Raw genomic sequence first — 17,845 nt, forward strand, 5'->3', positions numbered from 1 at the left:
CGAAACACAGCTTATTCTGCCAGGTGGGAAGGCCTCATCAGCCCGGACAAAGCCGGCAGAATCGTTTGCAGATCACGCTCGGCCCTGCACACCAGATAGAGACCCTCCAGCCTTCCCTGCCCCCCGGAGAGCGGCAACCCGTCCTTATCCAGTGGCACAGCTTGAAGCCCGAGATCAGCATACACCTGAAGGTAGGTCTCCCCGACACCCCATAAAGCAGTCTCCCGCCCTTCCTGACTCGCCAGATCGCGGAGATGCCACACGGCAGAGACACGGTCTGCCTCTGGCCCTGTGGGGTCACCCAAACCGAGGAGAAGCGATCCAACGCGACAGAACGGAATCCCTGCCTGCGCTGCCTCCCCCAGAACGACACCATCAGCTTTGGGAATGCTGAGCCCGTTCATACGGGCACAACGCATCCGCCATTCGGGCGTCCATGGTTGAAAGGTCACATGCGCCGGACGAATCAGTCCCCATATGGCCGCAAGCCCTGCGAGTACCGCCCCGGCCACACTGGCACGGATCGCATTGGGTACATCCGCCGACAGGACAACACTCCACCAGGATGCCCCTGCCAGTCCGCTCACATGCCGCTCGAACCCTGCCAGCATCAGCAGGCAAATCACCAGGGCAAAAAGCGGTACCACCGTTTCGGCCTGCATCCGATCACGAAGAGAACGGGCCTGACGGTAAAACGCCTCCCTGAATGGAGCCAGCAGCAATCCGGTCAAAATCAGGACGGCTGAAACCCACAACCCTTCCCCCCTCGCCAGCGAGACCGCAGCCCCGCTGAGCAGCAGCAGAATGGTCATTCCCCACGCCAGACGCACCCGCTGCGCCAGACCGACCGCCATGACCAGCAGACCGGTTCCGAGCAGGGAAGGGAAAAACATCTCTGCCTCCCTCGCTGCATCAAACGCATCAATACCGAGCCAGGACAGATCCGGATTGGGATCGACGAAATTAAGGCCAAGCAACAGGGACCCGCTCAGAGCCACAGCCCCGGTTGCAGCCCCCACGGCCAGATCAGGTGCGCTCCAGCGTGATGGGGCGGGCAACGCGTCCTGTCCCTGATCCGCTGGCGGAATGGATTTACGGCCGCGCAGCAGAATCTCGTTCCCTGCAAAAAGAGCGCCGGATACGAAAAGCGGGATAATGTAATAATATAGACGAAAAACCAGAATCGCACTGACGATCTGGGGCGGGGGCAGCCAGCCTGACAACCCGATCAGGATGGCGCTGTCGAATACGCCCAGTCCTCCGGGAAGATTGGCCGCCAGCCCGGCTGTGTAGGATGACAGATAGACCCCGAGAAAACGCAGATAGGTCAGCCCCTCCGCTTCCGGCAGCAACGCATAGAAAATAGCCGCTGTCACTGCCACATCCGCCGTTGCCAGAAGAACCTGCAACACTGCCATCCGTGCGCCCGGCAGTGATATCTCATGACCGAACATCTGGAAGGTACCGAACATGCGCGCCAGGGTTACATAGCCTGCGACCACCGCCCACATGAGCAGACCCAGCAAATGCATACCCCAGCCCGGCAGCCACTGGCCGAAGAACGGGACTGATTCCGGCTCCCACAGCAGGATCGCCCCGCCCAGCACCATGCCGCCTAACCCGAAGGTCAAGCTGCAAAAGGCGATGACCTTTCCAATCTGGACCGGTGTCAGGCCCCAGTGCGCATACAACCTATATCGCACAGCAGCGCCGGAAACCGCCGCAAACCCCAGATTATGCGCCAGTGAATAGGCACAGAAAGACGCCAGAGAGACCTTCCAGTAACTGACCCGCCGTCCGGCATAAATCGTGCCGAGCCTATCGTACAAAGTCAGCACGGCATAGGAAACCAGAGTATATCCGGCGGAGATCCACAGTACGCGATTGGGGATCTCCTCCAATGCGCGTTTGATGTCATCCACCTTCAGATGGCGGAATTCCCTCTGCACCACATAGATCGCACCGATCAGCAGCAAAATCCCCAGAAAAGCGGGGGCCCGCCGCAGAATCCGCTTGCCGCGAACCAGCAGCCTCAGCTGGCGGATCCGCTTTGCGTCAAGCCGTTGGAGTGTTTTGGCGCGCAAGGGCGGCCTCGATCAGAGAAGCAGTTTCAGCAACGCCGTAGACGGCAACAAAGTTACCGAAGCGCGGCCCCTCCGCCTGCCCCAACAGCACCTGGTAAAGACAGCCGAACCAGGCGCGTAATTCTGCGAATTCATGTCTCTTGCCGACCTCGAACACTGCATTCTGCAGGACGGTTTCGGATGCATCCGGTTCCATACTCCGCAGCACATCACGCAGATCAACAAGGGCTGCCCGCTCGGTCTCTGTCGGATCGCGGTAATTTTTCTGCGGCAGCACGAAATCGCGATAATACATCACCGCATGATCGGCCAGCCGCGCCAGAAAAGGCTGCTTCTCCGGCGTGGCGCCGGGGCAGTAGCGGCGGATGAAGCCCCACAGAATATCAGCGTTCTCCGCATTCACCACACTGGCCAGATTGAGCAGCATCGCGAAACTGAGCGGGCTGCGCTGTTCCGGTACCTGCCGCCCGGCGATATGCCAGGAGGGATTGGTCTTCAGCGCGGTCTCATCCTGAGTCGCAGCTTTGTCGGCATGGGCGAGATATTCATCGGCAGCACGCGGGATCACGTCGAAATACAGGCGCTTGGCCCGCTGCGGCGCGTTATACATGTATTGCGCCAGACTTTCCGGCGGGGCATAGCGCAGCCATTCCTCGACGGACAGGCCATTGCCTTTCGACTTGCTGATTTTCTGACCATGCTCGTCCAGAAACAGCTCGTAGGTCAGCGTCACCGGCGGCTGCCCACCGAGAATGGAGCAGATGCGGGAGGATAGCCGCACGCTGTCGATCAGATCCTTGCCCGACATTTCGTAATCGACGCCCAGCGCGTACCAGCGCATCGCCCAGTCGGCCTTCCACTGCAACTTGGCGGCACCACCGGTGACCGGCGTCTCGAAACGTTTGCCACTCTCGTCCCGCCAGACGATCGTTCCAGCCTCGACATCGCGATGCTCGATCGGCACCTGCATGACAATTCCGGTTTCCGGATGAAGCGGCAGGAAAGGAGAATAGGTCGCCCGGCGCTCCGGCCCCAGTGTCGGCAGAATGACAGCGGTGACCTCCTCATACACTTCCAGCAGACGACGGAGGGCCACATCGAACCGACCCGACCGATAATACTCGGTGGAGGATGCGAATTCATAGGAAAAGCCGAACCCATCCAGAAAGCTGCGCAGCCGGGCATTGTTATGAGCACCGAAACTGTCATGGGTGCCAAACGGATCCGGCACACTGGTCAACGGACGGCCGATGAATTCAGCCAGCATCTCCTTGTTCGGGACGTTATCCGGCACCTTGCGCAGCCCGTCCATATCATCGCTGAAAGCCAGCAGGCGGGATGGCAGGCCGATCAGCTCCGTAAAGGCATTCCGCACCCAGGAGGTGCGCGCCACTTCCCCGAACGTGCCGATATGCGGCAGGCCGGATGGGCCATAGCCGGTCTCGAACAGCGCCTCCTTTTTTCCGGTTGCAGCCAGACGCGCGGAAACGCGCTGCGCTTCCTCAAAAGGCCATGCCTTGGGAACCTCCGGCACAGGGCCGGAAGAGGAGGGATCAGAGGGGGAAGAAGCGGATAAAGACGTCACCATGCGGCGCAAGCTAGAAACGGCAGGCCGTCCGGTCAATCGGAGCCGTGAACATGGCTCCGCTGACCGGCAGGAAATGCTGCCTGATCTACTCAGCGACACGATCCGCAGATACGCTCTGGCGGCCAGTCTGCTTAGCCCTATAAAGGTCTGATGCAGTCCCGCCCCCCCAGCATCATCCAGCAGGAATCTTCTTCACAGGCAGGGTATGCCGCCCTTGTCGCCGGATACGGACAGGCAGCACTCATTGATCCGGATGGCGTGTTGCACCAGACCAGCAGCGCCAGAGCCGCCGCCATGCTGCATACACTGCCACCGGTGCTGGTTATTCATGCGCCCGCCACCCTGAACCGGCTCGCTCTGCATGGCCATGCCATGCCGTGCCTTGATCTGCTGGAGTTGTTTGCTTTCGTGCTGCCTGGCAAGACCGCCTCCCCCACCCCGCGCGGGCTGGCGCTGGCGCTTGATCTGCCACCGCCAGGACCGTGTCTGGAGGAACAGGTCACCAGCCTGTCCCGACTGACGTCCAATCTGCTGAACCGGTTGCAGGCCGGACGCATGACACCGTTGAACCGCGACGCTGCGGCTCTCGCCGCACGGATGGGGCAAAGCGGTTGGGCATGGGCACCTTATGTGATGAAGGCGCTGGGCCAGCCCGATGCCGCCGCACAGGCCAACGCGCTGAGAATCTGGAACCGACTGCCGGAATGGGAAGACCTGCCGCCCGCGCCGCCACCCTCTTCCCACCCGGTCAGCGATGCCGAGGCAAGGAGCCGCCTGCGCAGCATTCTCGGCACTGATGCGGAGCAACGACCAGGACAGGCGGATTATGCGGGTGCCGCCAGCGCCGCCTTTGCACCGAGACAAAGCCGGGGCGATCCCCATCTGGTGCTGGCCGAGGCAGGCACCGGCACCGGCAAAACGCTGGGCTATATCGCCCCTGCCAGCCTGTGGGCCGAGCGTAACCACGGTTCCGTCTGGATCAGCACCTATACCCGCCATCTGCAACGGCAGATCGAGGGTGAGCTGGCCCGGCTATTTCCCGATCCCGTCATCAGGCGGCAGAAAACCGTGCTGCGCAAAGGACGGGAGAACTATCTCTGCCTGCTGAATTTCGAGGACGCCGTGGCCAGCGTGGCAGGGCTGGCGCATACCCGCACCATTCCGCTCGCGCTGCTGGCACGCTGGGCACTGGTGACGGAAGATGGTGATCTGCAAGGCGGCGATCTCCCCGGCTGGCTTCCGGAACTGTTTGGTGGCGGGTTGCTGCCAGCACTGGCGGACCGGCGCGGCGAATGTATTCACGCCGGATGCGGCCACTGGAAGAAATGCTTTGTGGAACACAGCATCCGGCGGGCACGCGGGGCCGATCTGGTGGTGGCCAATCACGCGCTGGTCATGGCGCAGGCAGTGTGGGGTGGACTGGACGATACGACAGTTCCCACGCGCTATGTCTTTGACGAGGGCCATCATGTCTTCGATGCCGCCGATAGTGCGTTTTCGGCCATCCTGTCAGGGATGGAAACGGCCGAACTCCGTCGCTGGCTGCGCGGAGCAGAAGGCGGCCGTTCCCGCGCCCGCGGTCTGCGCCGCAGGCTTGAGGAACTGGTGGCCGATGATCCCGACCTTCAGGCCCCGCTGGAAGCAGCCCTGACCGCCGCCACCGCTCTGCCCCCGCAAGGCTGGCAGATGCGTCTGGCCGAAGCGGCCCAAAATGCACAGGAACATCTGGATTCTTCACTCGGCAACGTCCTGCTGCCCGACCTTGGCGGAGTCGAGGCGGGGCGGCAAAATCCGGCGGAAGCCCTGCTGCATCTGCTGCGGCGTCAGGCTCTGGCGCGGTCAAACGACAAAACCGGGCTGCCCCGCACCGCCATTGAATCAGATCTGCATCCGGTTCTGCCCGAACTCCCTGACGCTGCTGCTGTGCTGGATCGGGCGCTGGACCGTATCCTCCAACCGCTGAAAACCCTCCGCCAGCGTCTGGCCGACCGGCTGGAAAGCGAGTCCGACACGCTCGATCAGCCAACCCGCAGCCGGATTGAGGCCACCTGCCGCTCTCTGGGACGCCGGGCCATCGACCCGCTTTCAGCATGGCGCACCATGCTGCTGGCAATCCAGTCACCGCCACCGGAAGCAGGACTCCGGCCGGAGCATGTGTATTTCATCCGCCTGCAACGCGGCGATACCGGCGACCGGGATGTCGGACTGCACCGGCATTGGCTGGACCCGACCATTCCTTTTACCGCCACGCTGGCTTCGCCCGCGCATGGATTGCTGATCACCTCAGCCACATTGCGCGACGGCGGCATGGAGGATCAGGCCGCCGCATGGGAAGCGGCTGAAGCACAAGTCGGCGCACCACATCTGCCCTCCCCCGCTATCCGCGCCGCTCTGGCCAGCCCGTTCGACTATGCGACACAGACGCGCGCCTTCATCATCACCGATGCAGGGTACGAACTTGCGGCACTCGCCGCTGCCTACCGTACCCTGTTTCTGGCGGCAGGCGGAGGGGGATTAGGACTGTTTACCGCTATTACCCGGCTGCGCGCCGTTCATGCACGGATTGCACCCGCCCTGGAAGCGAAGGGGATACAAGTCCTTGCCCAGCATGTGGATGCCATGGACAACACCACACTGGTGGATGTCTTTCGCACCGAAATCGATTCCTGTCTGCTCGGCACCGATGCAATGCGTGACGGGGTCGATGTGCCGGGTCGCGCCCTGCGACTTGTTGCGTTCGAACGTGTGCCTTGGCCGCGTCCGGACATTCTGCATCGGGAACGCCGTATGCATCTTTCTGGCGGCATGCCGTCAGCTTATGACGAGCGCATCACACGCATGAGATTGCGACAGGCTTTCGGGCGACTTGTGCGCAGCGCTTCCGACCGGGGCGTGTTCGTGCTGCTGGACCGCCGGACGCCCAGCCGTCTTCTCTCCGCCTTTCCCCCCGGCGTCACGGTCAGACGGGTTGGGCTGGCGGAAGCCGCGGCAGAAACAGCCGATTTTTTGGGAATTGAACACAAAAACGTGATGGGTGCCGACCCATTCGGAATTTGATGCGTTTCGGCTTGCACCTCTTGCCAGTATGAGCGAGTTTTTTCCTATGTTGACCCGAGAAACACTGACCCCCCAGGAAGCCCTTGTGTGTACGATGGTGCTGGTGGCGGCTGCCGATGGCGGGATCACCGACCGCGAAATCGGCACGATGGCGGGATTGGTCCAATTTTTGCCGGTTTTTCAAGGTTTCACGGCTCCGGAACTGGCCAGCGCGACCGACGCCACGGTTAATCTGCTGCGGGATGAAAACGGGCTGGCCCATGCCTCCCGTCTGATTCGCAACGCCTTGCCGAACCGGCTGCGCGAAACCGCCTATGCTCTTGCCTGCGAAGTCATCGCCGCCAGCAGCGAAGCCCAGCAGCCTTCATTGCGTATGCTGGAAATGGTGGCCCACGAACTGCATCTGGACCCGCTTGTCATTACCGCCATCGAACGCTGCACCCGCGCGCGCCACCAGCGGGTCTGATTATTTACCCTGTCGGAACCAGCCCGTTCAGAACCTGACGGAACATGTGCCGCCAGGGAGCGTTCGCCTTCCATGACACCAAAACCATGGGAGATGACGGAATGAGCCACGATCACAGCAAGCAAGGCCCGGATTTTCAGCCCTCCGTAACCCTCATACAAGCCCATTTCGACAGCGATGAAGCCGTACAGGCTGCCATTGATCGTGTGATGCAGGCCGGAATCGACCGTGGCGCCATTTCCCTGACCAATCGGGACAATGCCCAGGCTGGCCCCGATGGCAGTGTCGAGGCACCCACCACGGAAACAGATCATCGCCAGCTACGCACATTGGGGGCAGGAGTCGCCGCGGCGGCAGGCGCTATGGCTGCTGCCGGGGCTGTGGTAGCAACAGGCGGAGCAGCCTTGCCGGTGGTAGGGGCGGCGCTGGCAGGCGGTGCAATTGCAGGAGGTGCCGCGGAAGGCATCGGGCAGGCGGCCAGCCATGCCGGGCACGAAAAGCGTGAAACAGCTGCAGAGGCCAATGCGCTGATCCTGTCGGTCTCCGTACAGGATACGAACCAGCAATATCGTGCCGAACAGGCCTTGTCAGAGGCAGGCGGAACGTCGATTCGCCGGGTGGAGAAGGGCTGACACGTCTTTATCCATGTCTGAACATTAAAAAACCGGTCGTTCCATCAGGAACGACCGGTTTTTTGATCTTATGACCAGACCAGACCGATGCGGTAAAGCATCAGGCTGACTGAGCAATCAATCAAGCCACGCGAAGGTTGGTGGCAGCGGCCTTGCCGCGTTCCATCGCAACTTCGTATGTCACCTTCTGACCTTCGTCCAGGCCACGCAGACCAGCCGCCTGAACAGCGGTGATATGCACGAACACATCCTTACCGCCATCCTGCGGCATGATGAATCCGAAGCCCTTTGTAGCATTGAACCACTTAACTGTACCCGTAGCCATAGCGCGTCACTTCTCCGTCGTTAACACCACACACATTGTGCGGTGATCGACAACCGAGCCTTTTGTATTACTTGAAGGCTCCCCCCGGTGGGGCACCGGTGCATATGTTCCGAAAAACACTCTCACCGGGAACGGACGCGCAGCAAGGCAAGCAAAAGTACGATTGACAGTTTGTAGTGGGACAGAAAGCTCCGCAGATGTCAATTGCGGATCAATGACAAGCCGCCTCGGGGATCGACCAAAAACAGGTCTCTGATCTGGGGATTCAACACAGCTCAAAGAAAAAGGGCGGCCACCAGGGCCGCCCTTCAACCGTCTGATGAACGGATGGATCAGAAATCCATATCGCCCATGCCGCCCGGAGGCGCACCAGCCGGAGCTTTCTTTTCCGGCTTCTCGGCAATCATCGCCTCGGTGGTGATCAGCAGGGCTGCGACGGAAGCCGCATCCTGCAGAGCCGTACGGACGACCTTCGCCGGGTCGATGATACCGGCCGACACCAGATCCTTGAACTCGCCGGTCTGGGCATCGAAGCCGAAATTATAGGTGTCGTTTTCCAGAACCTTGCCGGCGATCACCGCACCGTCTTCACCCGCATTCTCGGAGATCTGACGCAGCGGTGACTGCAGGGCACGGCGGATAATTTCAATACCGACCTTCTGGTCGCCATTGTCATACCCGAGATCGGCCAGCTTCAGGGAAGCACGGGCCAGAGCCACGCCACCACCCGGAACGATGCCTTCCTCGACCGCGGCGCGAGTTGCATGCAGCGCGTCATCGACGCGATCCTTGCGCTCCTTCACCTCGACTTCGGTGGAGCCGCCGACGCGGATAACCGCGACGCCGCCTGCCAGCTTCGCCAGACGTTCCTGCAGCTTTTCACGGTCGTAGTCAGAGGTGGTTTCCTCCGCCTGCGCACGGATCTGGCTGCAACGGCCCTTGATGTCGTCGGGAGAACCGGCGCCTTCGACGATCGTGGTGTTTTCCTTCTCGATCAGCACGCGCTTCGCGGTGCCGAGTTGCTGAAGGGTGACGGTTTCCAGCTTGATGCCCAGATCTTCGCTGATCACCGTACCACCGGTCAGGATCGCGATGTCTTCCAGCATCGCCTTACGACGATCACCGAAACCCGGAGCCTTGACGGCCGCGATCTTCAGACCACCACGCAGCTTGTTCACGACCAGAGTGGCCAGAGCTTCGCCTTCGACATCCTCGGCGATGATCAGCAGCGGACGGCCGGACTGCACGACGCTTTCCAGCAGCGGCAGCAGAGGCTGCAACTGGGCCAGCTTCTTTTCGTGGATCAGGATGTAGGGGTTATCCAGCTCTGCGATCATCTTCTCCGGATTCGTGATGAAATACGGAGAGACATAGCCACGGTCGAACTGCATGCCTTCGACGACGTCCAGCTCGGTCTGGATGCCCTTGGCTTCCTCAACCGTGATGACGCCTTCATTGCCGACCTTCTGCATGGCCTCGGAGATCATACGGCCGATCTCGCTTTCGCCATTGGCGGAGATGGTGCCGACCTGAGCGGTCTCGGAGGGGTTGGTGATCTTGCGGCTGTTGGCCTTCAGATCCTCGATCACCACGGCAACGGCCTTGTCGATGCCGCGCTTCAGGTCCATCGGGTTCAGGCCAGCGGCCACGGCCTTGGCGCCTTCACGCACGATCGCCTGGGTCAGGACGGTCGCGGTGGTGGTGCCGTCACCAGCCTTGTCATTGGTCTTCGAGGCCACTTCGCGCACCATCTGGGCGCCCATGTTCTCGAACTTGTCGGCCAGCTCGATTTCCTTGGCGACGCTCACGCCGTCCTTGGTGATGCGGGGTGCGCCGAAGCTCTTGTCGATGACCACGTTACGGCCTTTCGGACCAAGGGTCACCTTCACCGCATCGGCCAGAATGTCCACGCCACGCAGCATGCGCTGACGGGCGTCGCCACCGAATTTTACGTCTTTGGCTGCCATTGTCGTTTCTCTCGATTACAGTCTGTGGGGAGGAAAACAGGACTTCATTCAGAACAAAGGCGCAGGCTTTTGCCGTGCGCAGCCTTATCCGATGATGCCCATAATGTCGCTTTCCTTCATGATCAGCAGCTCTTCGCCGTCGATCTTCACTTCCGTGCCGGACCACTTGCCGAACAGCACGCGATCGCCAGCCTTGACATCGAGCGGCTGAATCTGGCCCTGCTCGTTACGTGCGCCGGCGCCGACGGCGACGATTTCGCCTTCCATCGGCTTTTCCTTGGCGGTGTCAGGAATGATGATGCCGCCAGAGGTTTTTTCCTCAGCGTTCAGGCGACGGACCACGACGCGGTCGTGCAGGGGACGGAAACTTGCCATCGGAAAACGCTCCATAAAACTCGTGCGCCTCTGTCCGGCGCTTGATGGGCTCGTTTGTTAGCACTCCCGTTCGGGGAGTGCCAGCCATGTATGGCAGCTCATTTCATTTTTCAAGCAATTCGGTGCTCGGATCCTGTGAATTTTTGGCAGCCACAGCGCAGCGTGAGTGCTAATCCATTGATAAGAAACATTTTTCTTGAAATCACTCAAACTGCAATGTCACGCTTCTGAAACGGGCTGCGGTCAGACCGGCGCAGGCCCGGTTTTTTACCGTCAGGAGGCACTCTTATGAATCTTGGCCGTCAGTTGCAGGACTATCGTCTGACCACCGCTGAAATTCTCTATCACCTGCCCGATCATCCCGCCCTGTTGCAGAGCTATATCTGGCAGGAGCTGGACATGGCCCCCCGCTTTCCCGAACTCCATAAATTTCTGGATTTCTGGAGTCGCGAGCTTGAGGGCAAGCTCCATTCAGTGCGCGTGACCGCGGCCGGTCTGATCACGCCGGGCGAGATTCGTCATCCGGCGCTGGTGGCCACTCTGCACTGACGCTCTCATCCGGCTGTATCGCCTCCCGGCCAAGTCGGGTACGGCGATACAGCCAGAACCCAAGCATCATGGACATACAGAACAGCATGATGGCCACAGCCAGCTGGACGCCATGACCGATTCTGGTGCCCCCGCCCAGCAGCACGAACACCAGGGTTTGAGGGATAAAACCGACGATACTGGCCGCCACAAAAGGGATGGGGCGGATATCCAGCACGCCGGCCAGAATATTGAGCAGCACATTGCTGCCGACCGGCAGCAGACGCAGGGTCAGGGTGGCGCTGAAGGGATGCACGGCCAGAAGCCGGCTGAGCCTGACCAGACGCCCCCCCTGCTCGCGTCTTGCCAGAAAACGCCGCATCCAGGCACGCGCCAGCAGCCGTGCCCAGAGAAAATCGACAACGCAACCCAGCGCGGTGGCCGACAAGGCCAGACCAAATCCTTCTGCCGCGCCGAAACTGTATCCGCCCGCAAAAGCCACTACCTGACGCGGCATTCCGACTGCACAGAACAGGGCGGCCAGCAGCAGATAGGACATCCAGCCACCCGGGCTGCGCAGTCTTTCAACCGACAGGCCGCGCATAATCAGACCGGCCCCAACCAGACCGGCAATCAACAGGAGCGGCTTGCCGACACTTTTCCACAAAGGGGGTGAGACACGCAGCGATACGGACGGAGCAGCCTCGGGAGGCTCGGTTGTGACCATGGCCATCCCGGTTAGCGTCATGACCCGGCAGCATCAAGCCATACAGGTGACCCATACAGTTGCCATCGCCGTGCCTGCTGTTCGCCTGCCTCTGAAACCGGTATAGAGCGGGCATTATGTCAGATCATATCCGTGCCGCATCCTCTCCATCCCGCCATGGCAGCGAACATGGGTGGCAGCATGCCGTAACTCCGCAGCAGCGCAACCGGATTCTGGTTGCAACATGGATGTTCACGCTCTGCTTCATGATTCTGGTCATGGTCATGCTCGGAGGGGCGACACGGCTGACCGGTTCCGGCCTGTCCATCATGGAATGGGCACCGCTGATGGGGACGCTGCCACCGGCCTCCCAGACTGAATGGGAGCGGCTATACGCGCTGTATCAGAAGATCCCGCAATACGCGCTGGTCAATCACGGCTTCGGGCTGGACGGGTTCAAGCATATTTTCTGGCTGGAATGGACCCATCGGCTGTGGGGACGCCTGATCGGGCTGGTTCTGTTGCTGCCGCTGATCTTTCTGGCGGTGACGCGCCGGATCGAGCGCAGCCTGATCCCCCGCCTGATCCTGATTTTTGTGCTGGGCGGGCTGCAGGGTGCAGTCGGCTGGTTCATGGTCGCCTCCGGTTTTTTTCCGGACAGCACAGCGGTTTCGCCCTATCGTCTGGTGGTTCATCTCTCCTTTGCCCTGCTGCTTTACAGCGCCTTGCTCTGGACTGCGCTCTCGGTCCTGAATCCTGAGCCGCGCCCACTCCCCGGCACGGTGGGACTACGCCGGATGAGCGCAGTCACGCTGGGGCTGGTCTGCATCACCATCATTGCCGGCGGGTTCGTCGCCGGGATTCATGCCGGGCTGGATTACAATACCTTCCCGCTGATGGATGGACGCCTGGTCCCGGAAGGCTATGGCGAAGGCCCCCGGGCCATGTTCGAAAACATCCCCACCGTCCAGTTTGATCACCGCCTGCTGGCCACATTGACGGCCCTGACCGCGTTGCTCACCGGGATGATCGGATTCCGCAGAGGCGGCAATGCCCGGCGTGCTGTTTTGCCGCTGATGGTCGCAGTGATCTTGCAATATGCGCTTGGCATCGCCACGCTTCTGAGTGTCGTCGCCGTACCAGTGGCCGTGGCACATCAGGGCATGGCTGTCCTGCTGCTGACGGCCGCGATCGTCACCCTGCATAGTCTGCGTGGTGCCGGCCGCACCGCTTCCATCAATGCCCCGGCCTCTTCTCACTAGCCGGGCAGGAGTTGTCATGAGTCTCGATACCGCCCTCGCTGCCACCGATCATCTGTTCTTCGAGCGGGCGGACGCGACCCTCGATCAGGACAGCGCCCTGAAAATCACACAGGATGCCCTGCTCGGGGCCGAGGATGGGGAGCTGTTCCTGGAATATCGCGAAAGCGAGGTCGTCAGTCTGGATGATGGCCGCATTCGCGGCGCGAATTTCGACACCGCCACGGGCTTTGGCCTGCGCGCCGTCGCCGGTGAAGCCACCGGATATGCCCATGCCGGGGAGATCAGCGAAGCCGCCTTACGCCGTGCCGCCACCACAGTAGCCTCCGTCGCCTCCGGCCATGGCGGTACCCTCGCCGAGCCACCGCGGGCGACCAACGCACGGCTCTACAGCGACGCCAACCCGCTGCCGAGCGTCGATTTCGCCACCCGCACCGCCCTGCTTGCCACCATCGACGCCTATGCGCGGGAAAAAGACGCCCGCGTGCGGCAGGTGACGGCCTCGATCGTGGGGGAATGGCAAGCCGTGCAGATCATCCGTGCCGATGGATTGCGCGTCGCTGATCTGCGCCCGCTGGTCAGGCTGAATATCGCCGTCATCGTCGAACAGGATGGCCGCCGGGAAAGCGGCAGCTTCGGCACAGGGGGCCGCTATGGCTATGATCGCCTGCTGACTGAGGAAACATGGAAAAACGGGATCGACGAAGCCCTGCGCCAGGCACTGATCAACCTCGACAGCCGCCCGGCCCCGGCCGGGGAAATGCCGGTCGTGCTCGGCTCCGGCTGGCCCGGCATCCTGCTGCATGAAGCCATCGGCCACGGGCTGGAAGGGGATTTCAACCGCAAAAAAACCTCCGCTTTTGCCGGGCTGATGGGACAGCGGGTCGCAGCACCGGGCGTCACTGTGGTCGATGACGGCACCCTGCCGGACCGGCGCGGCAGCCTGACCGTGGATGATGAAGGCACCCCATCCTCCCGAACCGTGTTGATCGAGGATGGGATTCTCACCGGCTATATGCAGGATCGGCTCAATGCCCGGTTGATGGGCGTCCGCCCTACCGGCAATGGCCGCCGCCAGTCCTATGCCTATGCACCGATGCCGCGTATGACCAACACCGTCATGCTGGGCGGCACGCATGAGAAGGAAGAAATGATCCGCTCGGTGAAACGCGGCCTGTACGCAGCGAATTTCGGCGGCGGCAGCGTGGACATCACCTCCGGCAAATTCGTGTTTTCCGCCAGCGAGGCCTACCTGATCGAGGATGGCCGCATTACCGCCCCGGTCAAGGGTGCGACCCTGATCGGCAACGGGCCAGACAGTCTGACGAAAGTCGAGATGATCGGGCCGGATGTTGCGCTGGACCCTGGAATTGGCACCTGCGGCAAAAGCGGTCAGGGCGTTCCGGTCGGTGTCGGGCAGCCGACGCTGAAACTGACCGGCCTGACCATCGGCGGTACAGCCGACTGAGAGGGTTGCCTCATTACCGGGACGAACGTTTTCATTGCGGTTTGCGGTGTATCCTGACCGATAGAATCCGGAAGGCTGGGGTCTATCGGTAAGGATACACCCCTGCTGCACTCTGAAGATGAATGAGATTTAAACAGATTCAGGCTTTTCTCCCGGCTCTCTCCATGCCAGCGATAGTTCCTGTTTCATGGTAAGCCCTTATAAGGCTTGAGAGCATCCAATGATCAAACGTGGCGTGATAGATCGCATTGTCTGGAAAACCGGCGCTTTATTGGCATTCGCCGCTCCGGCCATTGGTACGCTCACAGTTCCTTTCATGGCCCATGCCATGCAGGAGAGTAAGTCTGCATCTTCCTCTTCCATCCAGGTGGCAACATCCTCCCCACCGCCGAGCTGCCCGGCTTACGAGATGCCGCCCCTGCATCTCAAAAATCTGCGGGATGCGCTGGAGGATAATGAACAGGTGGTGATCGTCGCCATCGGTTCCTCTTCTACGCAGGGATGGATGTCGTCAGATATTGGCGCCTCCTACCCCGCTTTGTTGCAGAAGGAACTGTCAGAGGCTCTGCCGCATGCCCATATCGCCGTGATCAACCGGGGCATCGGCGGGGAAGACGTGGCGGAGGAAACCCCGCGCCTGCAAAGTGACGCGCTGGATGTTCATCCTCAGCTCGTAATCTGGCAGGTCGGAGCCAATGGGGCGATGCGCAATATCAGCCCTGACATATTCCGCAAGATGGTCACGGCCGGTGTCGTCCGGATGCACAAAGCTTCCGCCGATGTGGTGCTGATGGATAATCAGCGTGCACCCCGTATCATCGCAACCAAGGAAGGCCCTTTACTGGACAGCACCATGGCCTCCATTGCCCACAAGACCGGTGCTGCGCTGTTCCAGCGTGGGCAATTGATGGATCACTGGCGGGATATGGGCCACCCATACGCTGATTTCATCGCCTCGGACGGGCTGCATCATAACGATCTGGGTTATCGCTGCGTGGCGCATGCCCTGGCACAGGCTATTCTGGCAGGGCTCAAGGAAACCGGAGCCAAACAGGATACCACCTCCGGCCTTCCTCATCACGCCGCCCATCCAGCGGTCAGAAAAGCCTCGCCCGGCGACGCTCACGGACCGGATGGGGATGATGATGGAGAGGATGAGGGCAGTTAAGCGATCTGAGCCTCGTTGAAAATCCGGCTCACATCCCCTGCCCAGACGCTCTGATAGCGGTTCAGCCAGTGCTCCGCCTGTGTTGGAGCGCCGCCTTCCACGATGTCCCGCAGTGGATCGAGGTATATTTCTTCCTCCTGCCCACGGGCACGCAGACCGTCAGCAGCGATGGCGACCAGATCGCGGGCCAGGTCGCGTACCGTGCCACCCGCGAAAGGCGTGTTCACCGCTTGCCTTGCGACCTCCGACCGCAACCCGACCAGACTCTGCCATCCATGGCGGTTCATCAGCGCGGTGGCGGCCTCCAGCGCAGCATCATCGTAAAGCAGACCAACCCAGAGCGCCGATTGAGCCAGCATCATCGCCATACTGCCGGCATCAGCGCCCCGCATTTCCAGAAAACGCTTCAGTCGGACTTCAGGGAAAGCCGTCGTGGTGTGATCGGCGAAATCACCGATGGTCGGACGCTCCCCTTCCCGGCCCGGCAGACGTCCGGCCATGAAATCACGGAAACTGGCTCCGGCGACATCGACATATCCACCATAGCCCTCACCGGGGCGATGCACGAAATACATCGGCACATCCAGCAGCCACTCCGTCCAGCGCTCGAAGCCGAACCCGTCCTCGAACACAATGTCCGGCAATCCTGTGCGATGGGGGTCGGTATCCGTCCAGATATGGGCGCGATAGGACAGGTAACCGTTCGGCTTGCCCTCCGTGAAGGGAGAGTTAGCAAACAGCGCCGTGGCCACCGGCTGGAAAGCCAGCGCAACCCGGAATTTGCGGACCATATCCGCCTCTGATTGCGTATCCAGATTCACCTGCACGGTGCAGGTGCGCAGCATCATGTCCAGCCCGAGCGTCCCGACTTTGGGCATGTAGGCACGCATGATTTCGTATCGACCCTTGGGCATCCACGGCATCGCGGCGCGGCTGTGCAGCGGCTGGAACCCCAGCGGCGCGAAACCCAGACCCAGCGGAGCCGCGACGCGATGCAACTCGGCGAAATGGATTTGAAACTCCTGCCTTGTCTGATGCAGATTCGTCAGCGCACCACCGGACAGCTCAAACTGCCCGCCCGGCTCCAACGACAGGGAGGCACCGAGGGAAGAAGCCGGACCTTTCAGCCCGATCGAGTGACCCCGGTCCAGAATCGGCGTCCAGCCCTCTGCCGCCTTGACAGCGCGCAGGCCTTCCAGAAGCGCCGCAATGCCAGCCGAACCATCATAGCGAGGGGCAGTCAGATCGGTCAGAGAAAAGCCGAATTTCTCATGCTCGGTGCCGATACGCCAGTCGGAACGCTCACGGCAGCCGCTGGCAAGATAATCTGCAAGCTGACGGGTCGTGGTCGCCGGAGTGATATCGGCATCGCCTGGATTGGACATCGGCTTCCTGATTGGCTGGAACGTTACAGGGTCGAATCCCTGCGGCTACTCAAGCGGCATATCAGACACAGGCGGAGCTGTCAGCAAGGCCAGCCCGGCAATGGCGGCGGTCTCCGCGCGCAGCACCGTTCGCCCGAGAGAGATTGGGATAACACGTGCGTGAGAACGCAACATGACCAGTTCCTGTTCCGCAAATCCTCCTTCCGGGCCGGTCAGCAGGGCCGATGGCCCGGCCACACCTCTGGCATGCGCCGCATCGGACCGTTCAATTGCCGCATAGAGTCGCCGATCCTCCGGCCAGTCACGTAACAGGGCCGGCAATGACTGAGGCGCCTGAAGCACCGGAATGGTCAGGCGTTCACACTGCTCTGCGGCTTCAACCACGATGGCTTCCAATCTGGCCGTATTGATGCGTTCGGCATTGGTGCGAGTGGTCATTACCGGAATCAGGCGGGAGACTCCAAGCTCGGTCGCTTTCTGCACCACCAGTTCGGTATTCGTGCGCTTCAGCAGAGCAAAAACCAGCCATGGCCCCTCTTCCGGTGCAGGAGAACGAATCTGCTCTGTCAGGCTGAGTGTGGCCCCCTTGCGGTCGATCCTCTCAATCACAGCCCGCCATTCGCCATCCGTGGCATTGAACAGGCTGAGCGCATCCCCCACCCCGCGCCGCATCACGGTGCCGAGGTAATGGGCGCGCGCTGTATCCAGTGTTAAATGCTCGCCCCCACGCAGGGCGTGGTCCATATGCAGCCGGATGGAAGGGGCACGGGCGGATGAAAAACGATTCGAGGCTGTCATGACAGGGCATCCTGCCACAAACCCTGCCCACACGGCAGA

At 61.2% G+C, this 17,845-nt stretch carries 16 protein-coding genes; 8 read left to right on the forward strand and 8 right to left on the reverse strand.

Features of this window, described 5'->3' with window-relative positions; translation table 11 throughout:
* Positions 1 to 11 precede the first annotated feature (11 nt).
* Entirely contained in the window at positions 12 to 2,084 is a 2,073-nt protein-coding gene (locus GbCGDNIH6_RS10805) for a lysylphosphatidylglycerol synthase domain-containing protein (protein ID WP_081370107.1), read from the reverse strand.
* Positions 2,056 to 3,672 carry a lysine--tRNA ligase gene (locus GbCGDNIH6_RS10810; protein ID WP_072563900.1) on the reverse strand — a complete coding sequence of 539 codons (1,617 nt, stop codon included), beginning with the start codon at positions 3,670 to 3,672 and terminating at the stop codon, positions 2,056 to 2,058. Before GbCGDNIH6_RS10810 ends, GbCGDNIH6_RS10805 begins: the two co-directional genes overlap by 29 nt.
* Between GbCGDNIH6_RS10810 and GbCGDNIH6_RS12510 the strand changes: the two genes are divergently transcribed.
* The 4 genes from GbCGDNIH6_RS12510 to GbCGDNIH6_RS10825 all read left to right on the forward strand — a co-directional run bounded on the left by GbCGDNIH6_RS12510 (position 3,671) and on the right by GbCGDNIH6_RS10825 (position 7,827).
* Positions 3,671 to 3,823: a hypothetical protein gene (locus GbCGDNIH6_RS12510; RefSeq protein WP_157692423.1), complete on the forward strand. Its 153-nt coding sequence runs from the start codon at positions 3,671 to 3,673 to the stop codon at positions 3,821 to 3,823. The two genes, GbCGDNIH6_RS10810 and GbCGDNIH6_RS12510, sit on opposite strands and share 2 nt — an antisense overlap.
* Positions 3,823 to 6,729, forward strand: a complete 2,907-nt coding sequence (locus GbCGDNIH6_RS10815; protein ID WP_072563902.1) for an ATP-dependent DNA helicase — start codon at positions 3,823 to 3,825, stop codon at positions 6,727 to 6,729. Before GbCGDNIH6_RS12510 ends, GbCGDNIH6_RS10815 begins: the two co-directional genes overlap by 1 nt.
* Before the next feature lie 46 nt (positions 6,730 to 6,775).
* Complete coding sequence (locus GbCGDNIH6_RS10820; protein WP_072564553.1) at positions 6,776 to 7,195, forward strand: tellurite resistance TerB family protein; 420 nt, start codon at positions 6,776 to 6,778, stop codon at positions 7,193 to 7,195.
* A gap of 101 nt (positions 7,196 to 7,296) precedes the next feature.
* Complete coding sequence (locus GbCGDNIH6_RS10825; protein ID WP_157692424.1) at positions 7,297 to 7,827, forward strand: hypothetical protein; 531 nt, start codon at positions 7,297 to 7,299, stop codon at positions 7,825 to 7,827.
* A 121-nt stretch (positions 7,828 to 7,948) separates the two neighbouring features.
* On the opposite strand, the gene GbCGDNIH6_RS10830 is transcribed toward GbCGDNIH6_RS10825, so the two are convergent.
* From GbCGDNIH6_RS10830 to groES, 3 genes are all read right to left on the reverse strand, one after another.
* Positions 7,949 to 8,152, reverse strand: a complete 204-nt coding sequence (locus GbCGDNIH6_RS10830) for a cold-shock protein (RefSeq protein ID WP_011632878.1) — start codon at positions 8,150 to 8,152, stop codon at positions 7,949 to 7,951.
* Positions 8,153 to 8,484: 332 nt separating this feature from the next.
* The gene (gene groL / locus GbCGDNIH6_RS10835) at positions 8,485 to 10,119 is read right to left on the reverse strand and encodes a chaperonin GroEL (RefSeq protein ID WP_072563906.1); all 1,635 of its coding nucleotides are present in this window, start codon (positions 10,117 to 10,119) and stop codon (positions 8,485 to 8,487) included.
* A gap of 84 nt (positions 10,120 to 10,203) precedes the next feature.
* The gene (gene groES / locus GbCGDNIH6_RS10840; RefSeq protein WP_025287479.1) at positions 10,204 to 10,494 is read right to left on the reverse strand and encodes a co-chaperone GroES; all 291 of its coding nucleotides are present in this window, start codon (positions 10,492 to 10,494) and stop codon (positions 10,204 to 10,206) included.
* Between the two features lie 288 nt (positions 10,495 to 10,782).
* Between groES and GbCGDNIH6_RS10845 the strand changes: the two genes are divergently transcribed.
* On the forward strand, positions 10,783 to 11,043 hold the full coding sequence (locus GbCGDNIH6_RS10845) for an usg protein (protein ID WP_011632882.1): 261 nt from the start codon (positions 10,783 to 10,785) through the stop codon (positions 11,041 to 11,043).
* Here GbCGDNIH6_RS10845 and GbCGDNIH6_RS10850 read toward each other — a convergent pair.
* On the reverse strand, positions 10,994 to 11,755 hold the full coding sequence (locus tag GbCGDNIH6_RS10850; RefSeq protein WP_232449814.1) for a TVP38/TMEM64 family protein: 762 nt from the start codon (positions 11,753 to 11,755) through the stop codon (positions 10,994 to 10,996). The two genes, GbCGDNIH6_RS10845 and GbCGDNIH6_RS10850, sit on opposite strands and share 50 nt — an antisense overlap.
* 110 nt (positions 11,756 to 11,865) lie before the next feature.
* On the opposite strand from GbCGDNIH6_RS10850, the gene GbCGDNIH6_RS10855 reads away from it, so the two are divergent.
* The 3 genes from GbCGDNIH6_RS10855 (at position 11,866) to GbCGDNIH6_RS10865 (ending at position 15,623) form a co-directional block, all read left to right on the forward strand.
* Positions 11,866 to 12,990, forward strand: a complete 1,125-nt coding sequence (locus GbCGDNIH6_RS10855; protein WP_081370109.1) for a COX15/CtaA family protein — start codon at positions 11,866 to 11,868, stop codon at positions 12,988 to 12,990.
* A 16-nt stretch (positions 12,991 to 13,006) separates the two neighbouring features.
* Positions 13,007 to 14,455 carry a metalloprotease TldD gene (gene tldD / locus GbCGDNIH6_RS10860; protein WP_095413414.1) on the forward strand — a complete coding sequence of 483 codons (1,449 nt, stop codon included), beginning with the start codon at positions 13,007 to 13,009 and terminating at the stop codon, positions 14,453 to 14,455.
* A 220-nt stretch (positions 14,456 to 14,675) separates the two neighbouring features.
* Positions 14,676 to 15,623, forward strand: coding sequence for an SGNH/GDSL hydrolase family protein (locus GbCGDNIH6_RS10865; RefSeq protein WP_072563910.1), 948 nt, complete (start codon positions 14,676 to 14,678; stop codon positions 15,621 to 15,623).
* Here GbCGDNIH6_RS10865 and GbCGDNIH6_RS10870 read toward each other — a convergent pair.
* A complete protein-coding gene (locus GbCGDNIH6_RS10870) occupies positions 15,620 to 17,008 on the reverse strand; it encodes a glutamate--cysteine ligase (protein WP_072563912.1) in 1,389 nt (462 codons plus the stop codon). The two genes, GbCGDNIH6_RS10865 and GbCGDNIH6_RS10870, sit on opposite strands and share 4 nt — an antisense overlap.
* A 45-nt stretch (positions 17,009 to 17,053) precedes the next feature.
* A complete protein-coding gene (locus tag GbCGDNIH6_RS10875) occupies positions 17,054 to 17,806 on the reverse strand; it encodes a 16S rRNA (uracil(1498)-N(3))-methyltransferase (RefSeq protein WP_072563914.1) in 753 nt (250 codons plus the stop codon).
* Positions 17,807 to 17,845 lie beyond the last annotated feature (39 nt).

This window comes from Granulibacter bethesdensis, from assembly GCF_001889525.1.
Lineage (GTDB): Bacteria > Pseudomonadota > Alphaproteobacteria > Acetobacterales > Acetobacteraceae > Granulibacter > Granulibacter bethesdensis_C.